Annotated in this window: 15 protein-coding genes; 10 read left to right on the plus strand and 5 right to left on the minus strand. The window is 56.3% G+C overall.

All coding sequences use genetic code 11. The features are described from left to right. Window positions 1-103 precede the first annotated feature (103 nt). From leuD to leuL, 5 genes are all read right to left on the minus strand, one after another. Complete coding sequence (gene leuD, locus F3I47_RS11790; protein ID WP_009092163.1) at window positions 104-709, minus strand: 3-isopropylmalate dehydratase small subunit; 606 nt, start codon at window positions 707-709, stop codon at window positions 104-106. 3 nt (window positions 710-712) lie between these two features. Continuing rightward, window positions 713-2,119 carry a 3-isopropylmalate dehydratase large subunit gene (leuC, locus tag F3I47_RS11795; RefSeq protein ID WP_009092161.1) on the minus strand — a complete coding sequence of 469 codons (1,407 nt, stop codon included), beginning with the start codon at window positions 2,117-2,119 and terminating at the stop codon, window positions 713-715. A gap of 4 nt (window positions 2,120-2,123) precedes the next feature. Then, window positions 2,124-3,215 carry a 3-isopropylmalate dehydrogenase gene (leuB, locus tag F3I47_RS11800; protein WP_009092158.1) on the minus strand — a complete coding sequence of 364 codons (1,092 nt, stop codon included), beginning with the start codon at window positions 3,213-3,215 and terminating at the stop codon, window positions 2,124-2,126. Between the two features lie 2 nt (window positions 3,216-3,217). Continuing rightward, the gene (gene leuA / locus F3I47_RS11805) at window positions 3,218-4,780 is read right to left on the minus strand and encodes a 2-isopropylmalate synthase (protein ID WP_150041162.1); all 1,563 of its coding nucleotides are present in this window, start codon (window positions 4,778-4,780) and stop codon (window positions 3,218-3,220) included. 89 nt (window positions 4,781-4,869) lie between these two features. After that, window positions 4,870-4,953, minus strand: coding sequence for a leu operon leader peptide (gene leuL / locus F3I47_RS22720; RefSeq protein ID WP_111208305.1), 84 nt, complete (start codon window positions 4,951-4,953; stop codon window positions 4,870-4,872). A gap of 730 nt (window positions 4,954-5,683) precedes the next feature. Between leuL and ilvI the strand changes: the two genes are divergently transcribed. The 10 genes from ilvI to mraY all read left to right on the plus strand — a co-directional run bounded on the left by ilvI (window position 5,684) and on the right by mraY (window position 17,013). Next, window positions 5,684-7,408: an acetolactate synthase 3 large subunit gene (gene ilvI / locus F3I47_RS11815; protein ID WP_009092154.1), complete on the plus strand. Its 1,725-nt coding sequence runs from the start codon at window positions 5,684-5,686 to the stop codon at window positions 7,406-7,408. A 2-nt stretch (window positions 7,409-7,410) separates the two neighbouring features. Beyond that, the gene (gene ilvN / locus F3I47_RS11820; RefSeq protein ID WP_009092152.1) at window positions 7,411-7,902 is read left to right on the plus strand and encodes an acetolactate synthase small subunit; all 492 of its coding nucleotides are present in this window, start codon (window positions 7,411-7,413) and stop codon (window positions 7,900-7,902) included. A gap of 196 nt (window positions 7,903-8,098) precedes the next feature. Beyond that, a complete protein-coding gene (cra, locus tag F3I47_RS11825; RefSeq protein ID WP_009092150.1) occupies window positions 8,099-9,109 on the plus strand; it encodes a catabolite repressor/activator in 1,011 nt (336 codons plus the stop codon). A 496-nt stretch (window positions 9,110-9,605) separates the two neighbouring features. Beyond that, a complete protein-coding gene (gene mraZ, locus F3I47_RS11830) occupies window positions 9,606-10,064 on the plus strand; it encodes a division/cell wall cluster transcriptional repressor MraZ (RefSeq protein WP_009092149.1) in 459 nt (152 codons plus the stop codon). A 2-nt stretch (window positions 10,065-10,066) separates the two neighbouring features. Further along, window positions 10,067-11,008 (plus strand): 16S rRNA (cytosine(1402)-N(4))-methyltransferase RsmH, encoded by a 942-nt coding sequence (gene rsmH / locus F3I47_RS11835; protein WP_009092147.1) that lies wholly within the window; start codon window positions 10,067-10,069, stop codon window positions 11,006-11,008. Next, the gene (ftsL, locus tag F3I47_RS11840) at window positions 11,005-11,325 is read left to right on the plus strand and encodes a cell division protein FtsL (protein ID WP_003854764.1); all 321 of its coding nucleotides are present in this window, start codon (window positions 11,005-11,007) and stop codon (window positions 11,323-11,325) included. Before rsmH ends, ftsL begins: the two co-directional genes overlap by 4 nt. A gap of 16 nt (window positions 11,326-11,341) precedes the next feature. Continuing rightward, window positions 11,342-13,108: a peptidoglycan glycosyltransferase FtsI gene (locus F3I47_RS11845; protein WP_009092146.1), complete on the plus strand. Its 1,767-nt coding sequence runs from the start codon at window positions 11,342-11,344 to the stop codon at window positions 13,106-13,108. Continuing rightward, a complete protein-coding gene (murE, locus tag F3I47_RS11850; RefSeq protein WP_150028638.1) occupies window positions 13,095-14,582 on the plus strand; it encodes a UDP-N-acetylmuramoyl-L-alanyl-D-glutamate--2,6-diaminopimelate ligase in 1,488 nt (495 codons plus the stop codon). Before F3I47_RS11845 ends, murE begins: the two co-directional genes overlap by 14 nt. Continuing rightward, window positions 14,579-15,937: a UDP-N-acetylmuramoyl-tripeptide--D-alanyl-D-alanine ligase gene (murF, locus tag F3I47_RS11855; protein WP_150028637.1), complete on the plus strand. Its 1,359-nt coding sequence runs from the start codon at window positions 14,579-14,581 to the stop codon at window positions 15,935-15,937. Before murE ends, murF begins: the two co-directional genes overlap by 4 nt. Next, on the plus strand, window positions 15,931-17,013 hold the full coding sequence (mraY, locus tag F3I47_RS11860) for a phospho-N-acetylmuramoyl-pentapeptide-transferase (protein WP_150028636.1): 1,083 nt from the start codon (window positions 15,931-15,933) through the stop codon (window positions 17,011-17,013). The genes murF and mraY overlap by 7 nt, the downstream gene beginning before the upstream one ends.

Here is a 17,013-nt window from a genome sequence, read left to right on the forward strand (position 1 = left end):
CCCGACGTTTTTGTCCCTGGCGCGGGACGCTTTCCTCCTCTGACCGTGTTCCCTGCGCGTTAAGCTTAATTGTTGCTGTCAGATTAGCCCTGTCTTAACGCAATCAGCGCAGGAAGGCGGGCTGATTCTGCTCATACTGCGAAATTGACGCTTCATGCTGCAGGGTCAGACCAATGCTGTCGAGGCCGTTGATCATGCAGTGGCGACGGAAGCTGTCGAGTTCAAACGGGTAGACTTTATCGCCTGCGGTCACCGTCTGCGCTTCCAGATCGACCGTAAAGCTGATGCCTGGCTGAGCCGCAACCAGCCGGAACAGCTCATCCACTTCCTCTTCGCTTAACTTCACCGGCAGCAGCTGATTGTTGAAGCTGTTGCCGTAGAAGATATCGGCGAAGCTTGGGGCAATCACCACGTGAAAACCGAAATCGGTCAGCGCCCAGGGCGCATGCTCACGAGAGGAACCACAGCCAAAGTTCTCGCGCGCCAGCAGAATGCTGGTGCCTTTAAACTCTGGCTTGTTCAGCACAAAGCTGGGGGTAGGGACCGTGCCGGCGTCATCTTCAAAGCGCCAGTCATGGAACAGATGCTGACCAAAACCGGTGCGGGTCACCTTCTGCAAAAACTGCTTAGGGATGATCGCGTCGGTATCGACGTTTGCGGCGTCCAGCGGCGCGACGATGCCGGTGTGCTGAGTAAATTTATTCGCCATGACTTATGCTCCTGTCGTCAGTTCACGGATGTCGGCAAAGTGGCCGGTGACGGCTGCCGCTGCGGCCATCGCCGGGCTGACCAGATGGGTTCGTCCACCGCGGCCCTGACGACCTTCAAAGTTACGGTTGCTGGTTGACGCGCAACGCTCGCCGGGGTTGAGGCGGTCATTGTTCATCGCCAGACACATGGAGCAGCCTGGCAGACGCCACTCAAAGCCCGCTTCCAGGAAGATTTTATCCAGACCTTCCGCTTCCGCCTGTGCTTTTACCGGACCGGAACCGGGCACTACCATCGCAACCACACCCGGCGCAACTTTGCGGCCTTTGGCGATAGCGGCGGCGGCACGCAGATCCTCAATGCGTGAGTTGGTACAGGAGCCGATAAAGACTTTATCAATCGCGACATCGGTCAGTCGGATGCCCGGCTGCAGATTCATATACGCCAGCGCTTTTTCCGCTGAGGCGCGCTCTACCGGATCGGCGAATGAGGCCGGGTTCGGGATCACCTGATCAACGGCGATCACCTGACCCGGGTTGGTGCCCCAGGTGACCTGTGGCGCAATCTCTTCTGCATGCAGCGTGACCACCGCATCATAGGTCGCGCCTTCATCTGACTTCAGTGTGCGCCAGTACTCTACAGCCTGCTCCCACTTCTCACCCTGTGGGGAGAACTGGCGGCCTTTCAGGTAGCTGAAGGTGGTCTCGTCCGGTGCCACCAGGCCCGCTTTCGCGCCCATTTCAATCGCCATGTTGCACAGCGTCATACGACCTTCCATGCTCAGCGCCTGAATGGCCGGACCGCAGAACTCAACCACATAGCCGGTTCCGCCTGCGCTGCCGGTTTTGCCGATGATCGCCAGGACAATATCTTTTGCCGTAATGCCGGTTGAAGCCTGGCCCAGCACCTCAATTTTCATGGTTTTCGCCCGGCCCTGCTTCAGGGTCTGGGTGGCAAACACATGCTCTACTTCGGAGGTGCCGATACCAAAGGCCAGTGAGCCGAAGGCTCCGTGCGTTGCCGTGTGCGAGTCACCGCACACGATGGTCATGCCTGGCAGCGTCATGCCCTGCTCAGGGCCGATAACGTGCACAATTCCCTGATACGGGTGGTTCAGGTCATAGAGCTGTACGCCAAATTCGGCGCAGTTCTTCATCAGCTCCTGCATCTGAATCCGCGCCATCTCGCCCGACGCATTGATGTCTTTGGTCTGAGTAGAGACGTTGTGGTCCATGGTGGCAAAGGTTTTGCCTGGCTGACGCACCTTGCGTCCATGCGCGCGCAGACCATCAAAAGCCTGTGGCGAGGTGACTTCATGGATCAGGTGGCGATCGATATAGAGTAATGGCGTTTCGTTCGGCGCTTCGTGGACGACATGTGCATCAAATAACTTCTGGTATAAGGTTTTCATTTTTTTATTTTTCCTCGGCGATAAAGCGGGCAATGATGCTGCCCATCTCATCTGTGCTGACCGCTGGGCCATCACCGGCTAAATCTTTAGTGCGGTAGCCCTGTTCCAGCGCACGACTGATGGCGCGTTCGATACTGTCGGCAGCCTCATCGGCATTCAGGCTGTAGCGTAACAGCAGGGACAGCGACAGGATCTGCGCGACCGGGTTAGCAATATTCTGTCCGGCGATATCCGGTGCGGAGCCACCTGCCGGTTCAAACAGGCCAAAGCCCGCTTCATTCAGGCTGGCGGAAGGCAGCATCCCCATCGAACCGGTGATCATGGCGCACTCATCAGAGAGAATGTCGCCGAACAGGTTGGAGCAGAGCAGCACGTCAAACTGTGACGGATCTTTGATCAACTGCATGGTGGCATTGTCGATATAGATGTGGCTCAGCTGTACGTCCGGATACTCTTTAGCGACCTCGTTAACGATTTCACGCCACATGACTGAGGTCTGCAGGACGTTGGCTTTATCTACTGAGGTCACTTTATTGCGGCGTTTACGCGCAGACTCAAACGCGATACGGGCGATGCGCTCGATCTCGAAGCGGTGGTAAACCTCCGTATCGAATGCCCGCTCTTCCGGGCCGCTGCCTTCGCGTCCTTTAGGCTGACCAAAATAGATGCCGCCGGTCAGTTCACGCACGCACAGGATATCGAAGCCTTTCGCCGCGATGTCGGCGCGCAGCGGGCAGAAAGCTTCCAGACCGCTGTAGAGTGCCGCCGGGCGCAGGTTACTGAACAGTCTGAAGTGTTTGCGCAGGGGCAGCAGGGCACCGCGTTCCGGCTGCGAGGCCGGAGGCAAATGTTCCCACTTCGGTCCGCCAACCGAACCAAACAGGATCGCATCCGCCTGCTCGCAGCCCGCCACGGTCGCAGGAGGCAGGGGTTCGCCGTGCTGATCGATAGCGATGCCGCCGACCGCATATTCCTGAGTGGTAATCTGCATATCAAAGCGCTGACGAATGGCATCCAGCACTTTCATTGCCTGTGCCATCACTTCCGGGCCAATGCCGTCACCGGGTAAAACTGCGATATGAGAAGAGCTGGACATAGTTATACGGTTTCCTTCTGATCTTTAAATTTGCGTTGCAATTCCTGTTCAACCTGGCGGGCACGCCAGATATTGTTCAGCGCATTCACCATCGCTTTGGCGGACGACTCCACGATATCGGTCGCCAGACCGACGCCGTGAAACTTACGGCCGTTGTAGCTCACCACAATGTCGACCTGACCCAGCGCGTTTTCGCCGTGGCCTTTGGCGGTCAGTTTGTAGTTAACCAGCTCCGCGTCGAACTGAGTAATACGGTTAATGGCCTGATAGACCGCGTCAACCGGGCCGTTGCCGGTGGCCGCATCCGCTTTGGCATCATCGCCGCAGCCCAGCTTGACAGAGGCGGTAGCAGTGATGCCGGAACCGGTCTGAACGTTAAATTCATGCAGCTGAAAATGCTCCGGCTCTTCATTCTGTTTATTGATGAAGGCCAGCGCTTCCAGATCGTAGTCGAACACCTGACCTTTTTTGTCAGCCAGTTTCAGGAAGGCGTCATACAGGGCATCCAGATTGTAATCCTGCTCTGCATAGCCCATCTCTTCCATGCGATGTTTTACCGCCGCGCGGCCAGAACGTGAGGTCAGGTTCAGCTGAATCTTGTGTAAGCCGATCGACTCCGGCGTCAGGATTTCATAGTTTTCGCGATTCTTCAGCACGCCATCCTGATGAATACCGGAGGAGTGGGCGAAGGCGTTGGAGCCGACCACCGCCTTGTTTGCCGGGATAGGCATATTGCAGATCTGGCTCACCATCTGGCTGGTGCGGTAGATCTCCTGATGATTGATGTTGGTGTGCACATTCATGATCTGCTGGCGGGTTTTGATCGCCATGATCACCTCTTCCAGCGCACAGTTACCGGCACGTTCACCCAGACCATTCAGCGTGCCTTCAACCTGACGCGCACCCGCCTGGACAGCCGCCAGGGCGTTACCGGTCGCCATACCCAGGTCATCGTGGGTATGGACAGAGAGAATCGCTTTGTCGATGTTAGGTACGCGGTTGATCAGCTGGCTGATGATGTGAGCATATTCGCCTGGCAGGGTGTAACCCACGGTGTCCGGGATATTGATGGTGTTGGCACCGGCATTAATTGCGGCTTCAACCATCCGGCACAGGTCATCAATCGGGGTGCGGCCGCCATCTTCGCAGGAGAATTCAACGTCATTAGTATAGTTACGGGCACGTTTCACCATGTGAACCGCGCGCTCAATCACCTCGGGCAGCGTGCTGCGCAGTTTGGTGGCGATATGCATCGGTGAGGTGGCGATAAAGGTATGAATACGGAAGGCTTCGGCAGCGCGCAGTGATTCGTATGCCGCATCAATATCCTTCTCCACACAGCGGGCCAGACCGCAGACCCGGCTGTTTTTAATGGTGCGCGCGATGGTCTGTACGGATTCAAAATCGCCAGGTGAGGAGACCGGGAAACCCACTTCCATGACATCCACGCCCATACGCTCCAGCGCTAATGCAATCTGCAATTTTTCTTTCACACTCAGGCTGGCCTGTAATGCCTGCTCACCGTCGCGCAGAGTGGTATCGAAAATAATGACTTGCTGACTCATCGTATTCATCCTTATGCATTTTCTGGCCTGGCAACGAGCATAAAAAAACCCGCGACAGGCGCGGGTTTTTAACTTTCAGCAGGTTTGAATCAGTGTTTGATTCCGCCCACAAGTCTACCGCGCAAGCTGTATGCGTTTAGTAGTAGACCGAGAAGGCGAGCAAAACGAAACATGGATTCAAACCTTATAAATTGTTGTGCTGCCTATATTGGTACTGCAATCACTCAGGGATGTCAACCTTCTGTGCAGGGTTATTCTCCAGCGAGTAAAAGGAAGATCGTCTGTTATTTTACGGCCTGACAGCGTAATGAATAGCGCAGAAGTGAGCGCCGCGCCGGTCAGGCAGGATAAGTACGCTGTTGCAGGGTGGTGACTGTTTTATCTATTTGAAAAATAATAATTTTATTTTTATGTTTCTCAGGCGTGAGGCAGAATTTATGTCCGCTTGCTTAGCATAATCGTATGCGCTTTAGCGATTTTCTGGTTAATTAACCCAGAAAATAAAACGGTGGGGCGATTGTGGGCTGGGGCAGGTCACAATAAGTTTTCGTTATTTCTTAGATCACGCTAAAAATAATTTCTTAGTCAGCATTTTCCTCTGCGGTTCTGCGGCGTAATTAGTTTAATCCGCGCAGCCAATTCTTATCGGGCAGAGCCTTTACGTCCCTGCCATTTAATTTACACGGCTTTGCGGTTTGCCTGCCCGCTGAAGTGCGGTTATGGTAATCGACCTACTCTCAGAACAATGAACTCGACAGATTTCTCTGTAACCGGACAGCGGCACAGGTTTCCGCTGTCGTGCATAAACATAAGATTTTGATTGGCAGAGCAGGCACCGGCGTGACGCGATACGTGCAAACGGCCCTATTCATGGCGCCCGGTCCTGAAGCCTGGAGGCAGAAGATGGAGATGTTGTCAGGAGCCGAAATGGTCGTCCGTTCGTTAATCGATCAGGGCGTTAAGCAGGTATTCGGTTATCCGGGTGGCGCGGTATTAGATATCTATGATGCGCTGCAAACCGTCGGGGGTATCGATCACATTCTGGTACGCCATGAGCAGGCTGCGGTGCATATGGCTGACGGCCTCGCACGCGCCACGGGTGAAGTCGGGGTCGTGCTGGTCACTTCCGGCCCCGGCGCGACCAATGCGATCACCGGGATCGCCACCGCCTATATGGACTCTATTCCGCTGGTGATTCTGTCGGGCCAGGTGCCTACCTCGCTGATTGGCTATGATGCCTTTCAGGAGTGCGACATGGTCGGCATTTCACGGCCGGTGGTGAAGCACAGTTTTCTGGTGAAAAGCACCGAAGAGATCCCCACCGTGCTGAAAAAGGCGTTCTGGCTCGCCGCCAGCGGACGTCCGGGACCGGTGGTTATCGATCTGCCGAAAGATATTCTCAACCCGGCCAATAAGCTCCCTTATCACTGGCCGGACGCTGTCAGCATGCGCTCCTACAATCCGACCATCCAGGGCCATAAAGGTCAGATTAAGCGTGCGCTGACGACACTGCTGGCCGCAAAACAGCCGGTGATTTATGCCGGTGGCGGTGCCATCACCGCGGGCTGTGAAGCGGAACTGTTACAGCTGGCCGAAAGCCTGAACATTCCGGTCACCACATCGCTGATGGGGCTGGGCGCGTTTCCTGGCACGCATCGTCAGTGCGTCGGGATGCTCGGCATGCACGGCACCTATGAAGCCAACATGACGATGCACAACACCGATCTGATTTTTGGTATCGGCGTTCGCTTTGACGACCGCACCACCAATAATCTGGCGAAGTATTGCCCCAACGCCACCATCATGCACATTGATATCGACCCGACCTCTATCTCCAAGACGGTGGCGGCGGATATCCCGATCGTGGGTGATGCGAAGCAGGTGCTGCAGCAGATGCTGGAGCTGCTGGCGCAAAACGACAGTGAGCCGCGCTCTGAAAGTCTGCAGGCGTGGTGGAGCGCGATTGAGGGCTGGCGCAGTCGTCAGTGCCTGGAGTTTGATCGGACCAGCGACAAAATCAAACCGCAGGCCGTCATTGAAACCATCAGCCGTCTGACCCATGGCGACGCCTACGTCACGTCCGATGTGGGCCAGCATCAGATGTTTGCTGCGCTCTATTATCCGTTTGATAAACCGCGTCGCTGGATCAACTCCGGTGGGCTGGGCACAATGGGCTTTGGCCTGCCCGCTGCGCTGGGTGTCAAGATGGCGCTGCCGGACGAAACCGTTATCTGCGTGACGGGCGATGGCAGTATCCAGATGAACATTCAGGAGCTCTCCACCGCACTGCAGTACAATCTGCCGGTGCTGGTACTGAGCCTGAATAACCGGGTTCTGGGCATGGTGAAACAGTGGCAGGATATGATCTACTCCGGCCGCCACTCGCAGTCCTATATGGAATCACTGCCTGACTTCGTGCGTCTGGCTGAAGCCTACGGCCACGTCGGGATTGCCATTGAGCATCCGGCTGAACTGGAAGAGAAGCTGACGCTGGCGCTGGAGAAACTGGCACAGGGGCGTCTGGTGTTTGTAGATGTCGCCGTGGACGGTAGCGAGCATGTTTACCCGATGCAGATTCGCGGCGGCAGCATGGATGAGATGTGGTTAAGCAAAACGGAGAGGACATAACTATGCGTCGCATTTTATCAGTTCTGCTGGAGAACGAATCTGGCGCATTATCCCGTGTCGTCGGTCTCTTTTCGCAGCGCGGCTACAACATCGAAAGCCTGACCGTTGCGCCTACCGACGATCCCACCCTGTCGCGGATGACCATTCAGACGGTAGGCGACCAGAAGGTGCTGGAGCAGATCGAAAAGCAGCTGCACAAGCTGGTGGATGTGCTGCGCGTGACCGAACTGGGGCAGGGTGCCTACGTAGAGCGCGAAATCATGCTGGTGAAGATCCAGGCGAGTGGCTATGGCCGTGAAGAGGTGAAGCGCAACGCTGAGATCTTCCGCGGTCAGATTATTGATGTAACGCCTACGCTGTACACGGTTCAGCTGGCAGGCACCAGTGACAAACTGGACGCGTTTCTCAATTCCGTGCGTGAGGTTGCCGAAATCGTTGAAGTGGCCCGCTCCGGTATTGTGGGCGTGTCACGCGGCGATCGCATCATGCGTTAATCACGCTGCGTCACCATCGAACCTCACCTAACCCGGCGAAATGCCGGGTTTTTTTATTTTTTATGCGCCAGGCTGGTTACATTCAGAAAAGCGGTTGCTCCGCGCACTTTTCTGCTGTTAGATGATAGCCATGAGTTATCCATAGCTTAACTGCGGCTATTTCTGCCGTAAAAGCGGATTTGATGGTGGGGTTATCGTGAAGCTGGATGAAATTGCGCGTTTGGCAGGCGTGTCGCGCACCACGGCCAGTTATGTGATCAATGGTAAAGCGCGGCAGTATCGTGTCAGCGACAAAACCGTTGAGAAAGTGATGGCGGTCGTGCGTGAGCATAATTATCACCCCAATGCGGTGGCCGCCGGGCTGCGCGCCGGGCGAACGCGCTCTATTGGGCTGGTGATTCCCGATCTGGAGAATACCAGTTACACCCGTATTGCAAACTATCTTGAACGTCAGGCGCGTCAGCGAGGCTATCAGCTGCTGATCGCCTGCTCAGAAGATCAGCCTGATAACGAGATGCGCTGCATTGAGCATCTGCTACAGCGTCAGGTCGACGCGATCATCGTCTCCACCTCGTTACCGCCTGAGCATCCCTTTTATCAGCGCTGGGTCAACGATCCGCTGCCAATCATTGCGTTAGACCGTGCGCTGGATCGTGAACATTTCACCAGCGTCGTGGGCGCCGACCAGGACGATGCCCATACGCTGGCGGCTGAACTGCGTCAGCTCGAGGTCAAAAACGTGCTATTCCTCGGCGCTCTGCCTGAGCTGTCAGTGAGCTTCCTGCGTGAGATGGGATTCCGTGATGCGTGGAAAGATGACCCGCGGCCGATAGATTACATTTATTGCAACAGCTTCGAACGCACCGCTGCCGCCGCGCTGTTTGAGCGTTATCTTGAAGAGCATCCGATGCCGGAGGCGCTTTTTACCACCTCTTTCGGGCTGCTGCAGGGCGTCATGGATGTCACGCTGAAACGAGACGGCCGGCTGCCTACCGAGCTGGCGATTGCCACCTTTGGCGACCACGAATTACTGGACTTTCTTGAGTGCCCGGTGCTGGCCGTAGGACAACGCCATCGTGACGTCGCCGAACGGGTACTGGAATTAGTTTTAGCCTCGCTGGATGAGCCAAGAAAACCTAAACCCGGTTTAACCCGTATCCGCCGTAATTTATATCGTCGCGGACAATTAAGCCGAAGAGTTAAATGAGGGAAGGGCAGTATTACACTGCCCACCACGTTTATTTTTTTCCGAATTACTGATTAAATAAACAGGTCGACGTAAAAAAGCGTAAATTCTGCTCATCAATTCTAACAAAGCAGAAAGGGTTATTTTTATTATCTGCTTACAACTTCAACAAATGCCGCTTTCCTGTCCGCCCTGAGCCGCTGGGCTTTCTTTCGGAAATCCCCTAAAATGCCGCCGCTGTCTCAGAAACCACGAGAAATATTCAGCGTGTGATGCTGTTTCATTTTTAATCGTTTTTTCCGCGCCCGCTTTTTTTATTCAGGTATTCATTGGTTTAATTTTTTCTTTCTCTTTTTATTCGATCAGGGCGTCGGCAGCCATTAATTCGGCGCTCTGTAAATAGTGATATTCAACTGCCGCTCCGGCTTGACAAGGATTTCATCGAATCCTTAAACTCGTTTCGTGGTAAAAAGTGGGATAAAGTGGTGCAAACGGGTGACCAGGGGGAGAGACTGGCATGTTCCGCGGAGCAACGTTAGTCAATCTCGACAGTAAAGGGCGGCTTGCCGTACCCACGCGATATCGCGATTTGCTGATCGGGGAATCTCAGGGGCAGATGGTCTGTACCATCGACCTCCACCAGCCATGCCTGTTGCTTTATACCCTGCCCGAATGGGAAATCATTGAAAAAAAGCTCGCCCGCTTATCCAGTATGAATCCACTTGAGCGCCGTGTGCAGCGTCTGTTGCTGGGACATGCCAGTGAATGTCAGATGGATAATGCAGGACGCCTGCTGCTGGCGAATACGCTTCGGCAGCACGCAAAATTAACCAAAGAAGTGATGCTGGTCGGACAGTTCAACAAGTTTGAGCTGTGGGATGAACAGACCTGGTATCAACAGGTCAGGGACGATATTGACGCAGAACAGTCAGCTCAGGAGCCTTTATCTGAGCGGTTGCAGGACTTGTCGCTATAGCTATGCAGGAAAATTTCAAACATACCACCGTGCTGTTGGATGAGGCGGTTAACGGCCTCAATATCAGGGAAGACGGTATCTACATCGACGGCACGTTTGGTCGTGGTGGTCATTCACGTCTGATTCTTTCGCAACTGGGAGAGAAGGGACAACTGATCGCCATCGATCGCGACCCTCAAGCTATCGCCGCTGCCGCTGAGATTACCGATCCCCGCTTCTCTATTATTCATGGCCCTTTTTCCGCCCTGGCAGAGTATGTCTCTGAGCGGGATTTGGTCGGAAAAATTGACGGCATCCTGCTGGATCTGGGGGTTTCCTCACCGCAGCTGGATGACGCAGAGCGCGGCTTCTCGTTTATGCGTGACGGACCGCTGGATATGCGTATGGATCCTTCGCGCGGTCACTCCGCCGCCGAGTGGTTGCTGCAGGCGGAAGAGGCAGACATCGCTTTCGTTCTGAAAACCTACGGTGAAGAGCGGTTCGCCAAACGTATCGCCCGCGCCATTGTTGAGCGCAATCGCGAAGCGCCGATGACCCGGACACGGGAGCTGGCTGAGGTGATCGCCGTTGCCACGCCGGTTAAAGATAAGTTCAAGCATCCGGCGACGCGCAGTTTCCAGGCGATCCGTATCTGGATTAACAGTGAACTGGAAGAGATCGATATTGCGCTGAAAGGGGCTGTTGAGGTGCTGGCACCACAAGGGCGCCTTTCGGTGATCAGCTTCCACTCGCTGGAAGATCGGCTGGTGAAACGCTTTATGCGCGATCAGAGTCGCGGGCCGCAGGTCCCAGCCGGGCTGCCAATGACGGAACATCAGCTGCGTGCCTTGGGCGGTCGTGAACTGAAATTACTCGGCAAAATGTCGCCGGGCGATGCCGAAGTTTCTGAGAACCCGCGCGCGCGCAGTTCGGTATTACGTATTGCGGAGAAAACCGACGCATGATCGGTAATGAGCGTCACAGTCTGCCCGCCGTCATCGGCGGGGATCTGCTGCGAAAGGGCAAGATCCCGGTGCTGTTGCTGATCGCTGTGGTGGTTTCTGCCGTGCTGGTGGTCACCACCACCCATAAAACCCGACTGTTAACCGCACAGCGTGAACAGCTGGTACTGGAGCGCGACGCGCTGGATATCGAATGGCGCAACCTGATTCTGGAAGAGAATGCGCTGGGCGATCACAGCCGTGTCGAACGCATCGCCACCGAGAAGCTGCAGCTGCAGCACGTTGATCCTTCACAAGAAAATATCGTGGTGCAGAAATAAGGACCTCAGATAGCGAATGAGCGGTACAGGCAGAACGCTGAAGTTAAAGAAACCGGAAGATAAGGCCAGCTTTGTAAGCTGGCGTTTTGCGTTGCTGTGCGGCTGTATTTTGCTGGCACTGGGTGGACTGCTGTCACGCGTTGCCTGGCTGCAGGTGATCAATCCAGGCAAGCTGGTCAAAGAGGGCGATCTTCGCTCGCTGCGCGTGCAGGCGGTGCCGACGTCGCGCGGAATGATCAGCGATCGAGCCGGACGCCCGCTCGCCGTCAGTGTCCCGGTAAATGCCATCTGGGCCGATCCCAAAGAGCTTCACGCCGGCGGCGGCGTCACACTGGACAGCCGCTGGAAGGCGCTCTCCGATGCGCTTTCGATTCCGCTGGATCAGCTGGCGGCGCGTGTTAATGCCAACCCGAAAGGCCGCTTCGTCTATCTGGCGCGCCAGGTCAATCCGGCTATCGGCGAGTACGTTAAAAAACTTAAACTTCCCGGTATTCATCTGCGCGAAGAGTCGCGCCGCTACTATCCTGCCGGGCAGGTCACCTCCCATCTGATTGGTTTTACCAATATCGACGGACAGGGCATTGAAGGCATCGAGAAGAGCTTTGATAAGTGGCTGACCGGTGCGCCGGGCGAAAGAACGGTGCGTAAAGACCGTTACGGTCGGGTCATCGAAGATATCTCTTCCGTCGACAGCCGGGCGGCCCACAACCTGACCCTGAGCATTGATGAACGTCTGCAGGCGCTGGTTTACCGCGAACTGAATAACGCCGTGGCGTTCAACAAAGCGGAGTCGGGCACGGCAGTGCTGGTGGATGTGAACACCGGTGAAGTGCTGGCGATGGCTAACAGCCCTGCTTACAACCCGAACAATCTCAGTAATACCTCCAAAGATCTGATGCGCAACCGCGCCATCACCGACATTTTCGAGCCTGGCTCAACCGTGAAGCCGATGGTGGTGATGACGGCGCTGCAACGCGGCGTGGTCAGAGAGAACAGCGTTCTGAATACCGTGCCGTACCGCGTCAATGGTCATGAGATCAAAGATGTGGCGCGCTACAACGAATTGACCCTGACAGGGGTTCTGCAGAAGTCGAGTAACGTCGGAGTTTCACGTCTGGCGTTAGCGATGCCCTCCTCAGCGCTGGTAGAAACTTACTCGCGTTTTGGACTGGGCAAACCGACCAATTTGGGGCTGGTCGGGGAAAGCAGTGGCTTATACCCTAAAAAACAACGGTGGTCTGACATAGAGAGGGCCACCTTCTCTTTCGGCTACGGGCTAATGGTAACGCCGTTACAGTTAGCGCGAGTCTACGCAACCATTGGCAGCTATGGCATTAATCGCCCGCTGTCGATTACCAAAGTCGACCCGCCCGTCGCGGGAGAGCGCGTTTTCGATGAGTCGCTGGTGAAAACCGTGATGCATATGATGGAAAGCGTGGCGCTGCCCGGTGGCGGCGGTGTCAAAGCGGCCATCAAGGGCTATCGCATTGCGATAAAAACCGGTACGGCGAAAAAAGTCGGGCCGGATGGTCGCTACGTCAACAAATACATCGCCTATACCGCAGGTGTTGCACCTGCCAGTCATCCTCGGTTCGCGCTGGTGGTGGTGATCAACGATCCCCAGGCCGGCAAATATTATGGTGGTGCGGTTTCTGCTCCGGTGTTTGGTGCCATCATGGGCGGCGTACTGCGCACCATGAACATCGAACCGGATGCATTACCGACCAATGACAGAAACGAGCTGGTGACTAACAGAAGTGAGGAATCAAGTGACAGATCGTAACCTGCGCGACTTACTCGGCCCCTGGGTGCCAGGCGCGCCGGCGCGCCCACTGCGTGACATGACCCTGGACAGCCGCCTTGCGGCTTCTGGCGATCTGTTTGTCGCTGTTTCAGGCCATCAGGTTGATGGACGCCGCTTTATCCCGCAGGCGATTGCGCAGGGCGTCGCTGCGGTTGTGGCGGAAGCCGAAGGCGAAGCCGCCGACGGTGAAATCCGTGAGATGCACGGCGTGCCGGTTATCTATCTGGCGCAGCTGCATCAGCGTCTTTCGGCATTAGCCGGACGCTTTTACCAGCAGCCAGGTGAAAAACAGAAGCTGATCGGCGTGACCGGCACCAACGGCAAAACCACCACCACGCAGTTACTGGCGCAGTGGGCAATGCTGCTGGGTGAAACCAGCGCGGTCATGGGCACGGTCGGCAACGGCCTGGTAGGCCAGCTGGCCGCAGCCGAAAATACCACCGGCTCTGCGGTAGACGTACAGCATCTGCTGCACGATCTGGCTGAAAAAGGGGCGACTCTGACCGCTATGGAAGTTTCTTCACACGGGCTGGTTCAGCATCGCGTCGCGGCGCTGCCGTTTGCCGCTGCGGTCTTCACTAATCTCAGCCGCGACCACCTCGACTATCACGGTGACATGGAGAGCTATGAGTCCGCCAAATGGCTGCTCTTCTCTGAGCATCAGGTCGGTCAGGCGATCCTCAACGCGGATGATGAAGTGGGGCGTCGCTGGCTCGCGCGCTTACCGGATGCGGTCGCGGTCACTATGGAGAATAACCTCCAGCCGGGTTGCCATGGCCGCTGGCTGAAAGCCGACGCGGTGGAGTATCACGACAACGGCGCCCATATCCGTTTCAGCTCCAGCTGGGGCAATGGCGACATTGCCAGCCCGCTGATGGGCGCATTCAATGTCAGCAATCTGATGCTGGCGCTGGCGACCCTGCTGGCGCTCGACTATCCGCTGGCGACGCTGATCGACGCCGCCCCCCGGTTACAGCCGGTCAACGGGCGTATGGAAGTGTTCAGTGCCGCAGGTAAACCCACGGTCGTGGTCGATTACGCTCACACGCCAGACGCGCTGGAAAAAGCGCTGGAAGCGGCACGCCTGCACTGCACAGGAAAACTGTGGTGCCTGTTTGGCTGCGGTGGCGATCGTGACAAAGGGAAACGCCCGTTAATGGGGGCGATTGCCGAGCAGTTTGCCGATGTGGTGGTGATTACCGATGACAACCCGCGCAGTGAAGATCCGCAGGCCATCGTCAACGATATTCTGACCGGTTTGCTGGACCCGGGCCGCGCCCGTGTGGTCTCCGGTCGTGCGCAGGCGGTGACTAACACCATTATGCAGGCGCAGCCTGACGACATCGTGCTGGTCGCGGGCAAGGGCCACGAAGATTATCAGATCATCGGTACACACCGGCTTGATTACTCCGACCGTGCAACGGTCGCGGCTCTGCTGGGAGGCGCAGCATGATTCCGGTTTCATTACAGACTCTGGCACAGATCACCGGCGGCACGCTTTACGGCAGCGACCTCACTCTGAATGAGGTCACCACAGATACCCGCAAGGTGACGGCTGGCAGCCTGTTTGTCGCGCTGGTGGGTGAGCGTTTTGATGCGCATGACTTTGTCAGCGATGCGATTGCGAATGGCGCACAGGCGCTGCTGGTCAGTCAGCATTTACCTGTGGCTGTACCGCAGGTGGTCGTTGAGGATACCCGTCTCGCCTTTGGCAGACTGGGGGCCTGGGTTCGCCAGCAGTCGACCGCTCGCGTCGTGGCGCTGACCGGCTCTTCCGGGAAAACCTCGGTGAAAGAGATGACCGCGGCGATTTTGCGTCAGTGTGGTGAAACGCTCTATACCGCCGGTAATCTCAATAACGATTATGGCGTCCCGATGACGCTGCTGCGCCTGACACCTGAACATCAGTATGCGGTGATCGAGCTGGGCGCGAATCATCAGGGCGAGATCGCCTATACCACCGATCTGGTTCGGCCGGAGAGTGCGCTGGTTAACAACCTGGCGGCAGCACATCTGGAAGGCTTTGGTTCACTGGCGGGCGTTGCCAAAGCCAAAGGCGAAATTTTTCAGGGCTTACCGCCGCACGGCATTGCGATTCTGAATGCCGAGAGCAATGACTGGCCAAAGTGGCAGGCGAATCTGCAGGATAAAACCGTGTGGCGCTTTGCACCGCAGGCGGCAGGGTGCGACTTCTCCGCCCGCGATATCCGCATTGCTCAGGACGGTACCCATTTTGTCATGGTGACTCCGCGTGGCGAAGTGGAGATCGTTCTGCCGCTGCCGGGTCGCCATAACATCGCTAATGCCCTGGCCGCTGCGGCCCTGGCCCTGTCAGTGGACGCGCCGCTGAGTGCCGTTCAGCAGGGGCTGAAAAGCCTGCAGTCGGTGCCTGGCCGTCTGTTCCCGGTGCGCCTCTCTGCGCAGCAGCTGCTGCTGGACGACAGCTACAACGCTAACGTCGGTTCAATGACCGCAGCGGTTCAGGTTCTGTCCGAGATGCCGGGCTATCGGGTGCTGGTGGCGGGGGATATGGCCGAACTGGGCGACGAGACCGAACAGTGTCACCGCGAAGTCGGCGAGGCGGCACGTGACGCAGGCATTGATCGCGTGCTGACGACCGGCAGTTTCAGCCATTTCATCAGCGAAAGCAGCAAAGCTGGCGAACATTTCAGCGATAAGACGGCGCTGACTGAACGTTTACGCCAGCTGTTGTCCGAACACTCAGAAATTACTGTCTTGATAAAAGGTTCGCGTAGTGCCGCCATGGAGCAGGTAGTACAGAGCTTACAGGAGAAAGGAACATGTTAGTTTGGCTGGCCGAGCATCTGGTCGCTTTATATTCCGGTTTTAACGTCTTTTCCTATCTGACGTTTCGCGCCATTGTCAGCCTGCTGACCGCGTTATTTATCTCGCTCTGGATGGGACCGCGCCTGATCGCCTGGCTGCAGAAGTTACAGATCGGTCAGGTTGTCCGCAATGACGGCCCGGAGTCTCACTTCAGCAAGCGCGGCACGCCGACCATGGGCGGCATCATGATCCTGACCTCCATCACCATTTCGGTGCTGATGTGGGCCTATCCGTCGAATCCGTATGTCTGGTGTGTGCTGGTGGTGTTAATCGGCTTTGGCATCATCGGCTTTGTCGACGATTACCGCAAAGTCGTACGTAAAGACACCAAGGGACTCATCGCCCGCTGGAAATATTTCTGGATGTCGGTGATTTCGCTGGGCGTGGCGTTCGCGCTGTATGTGGCAGGCAAAGATACGCCGGCGACCCAGCTGGTGGTGCCATTTTTCAAAGACATCATGCCGCAGCTCGGCCTCTTTTATGTGCTGCTGGCCTACTTTGTGATTGTCGGAACGGGTAATGCGGTCAACCTGACCGATGGCCTGGATGGTCTGGCGATTATGCCGACCGTCTTTGTAGCGGCCGGCTTCGCGCTGGTTGCCTGGGCAACGGGTAACGTGAAATTCGCAGAATATCTGCATATCCCTTACCTGCGTCATGCCGGTGAACTGGTGATTGTCTGCACCGCTATCGTCGGGGCAGGGCTGGGCTTTCTGTGGTTCAATACCTACCCGGCACAGGTCTTTATGGGGGACGTGGGCTCGCTGGCACTGGGCGGCGCGCTCGGAACCATCGCGGTGTTACTGCGTCAGGAATTTTTACTGGTGATCATGGGCGGCGTGTTTGTGGTTGAGACGCTGTCGGTGATCCTGCAGGTGGGATCGTTCAAGCTGCGCGGTCAGCGTATTTTCCGCATGGCGCCGATCCATCACCACTATGAACTGAAAGGCTGGCCGGAACCGCGCGTGATTGTGCGCTTCTGGATTATTTCGCTAATGCTGGTGCTGATTGGCCTGGCCACGCTGAAGGTGCGTTAA

It is taken from the genome of Pantoea sp. M_10, assembly GCF_008631515.1.
Classification (GTDB): domain Bacteria; phylum Pseudomonadota; class Gammaproteobacteria; order Enterobacterales; family Enterobacteriaceae; genus Pantoea; species Pantoea anthophila.

Bases quoted from the DNA above. Each gene is read 5' to 3' on its own strand.
- ilvN (WP_009092152.1), top strand. From the start codon at position 7,411: ATGCGTCGCATTTTATCAGTTCTGCTGGAGAACGAATCTGGCGCATTA.
- ftsL (WP_003854764.1), top strand. From the start codon at position 11,005: ATGATCGGTAATGAGCGTCACAGTCTGCCCGCCGTCATCGGCGGGGAT.
- leuC (WP_009092161.1), bottom strand. From the start codon at position 2,119: ATGAAAACCTTATACCAGAAGTTATTTGATGCACATGTCGTCCACGAA.
- leuL (WP_111208305.1), bottom strand. From the start codon at position 4,953: ATGTTTCGTTTTGCTCGCCTTCTCGGTCTACTACTAAACGCATACAGC.
- murF (WP_150028637.1), top strand. From the start codon at position 14,579: ATGATTCCGGTTTCATTACAGACTCTGGCACAGATCACCGGCGGCACG.
- leuA (WP_150041162.1), bottom strand. From the start codon at position 4,780: ATGAGTCAGCAAGTCATTATTTTCGATACCACTCTGCGCGACGGTGAG.
- rsmH (WP_009092147.1), top strand. From the start codon at position 10,067: ATGCAGGAAAATTTCAAACATACCACCGTGCTGTTGGATGAGGCGGTT.
- leuD (WP_009092163.1), bottom strand. From the start codon at position 709: ATGGCGAATAAATTTACTCAGCACACCGGCATCGTCGCGCCGCTGGAC.
- mraZ (WP_009092149.1), top strand. From the start codon at position 9,606: ATGTTCCGCGGAGCAACGTTAGTCAATCTCGACAGTAAAGGGCGGCTT.
- mraY (WP_150028636.1), top strand. From the start codon at position 15,931: ATGTTAGTTTGGCTGGCCGAGCATCTGGTCGCTTTATATTCCGGTTTT.
- leuB (WP_009092158.1), bottom strand. From the start codon at position 3,215: ATGTCCAGCTCTTCTCATATCGCAGTTTTACCCGGTGACGGCATTGGC.
- ilvI (WP_009092154.1), top strand. From the start codon at position 5,684: ATGGAGATGTTGTCAGGAGCCGAAATGGTCGTCCGTTCGTTAATCGAT.
- F3I47_RS11845 (WP_009092146.1), top strand. From the start codon at position 11,342: ATGAGCGGTACAGGCAGAACGCTGAAGTTAAAGAAACCGGAAGATAAG.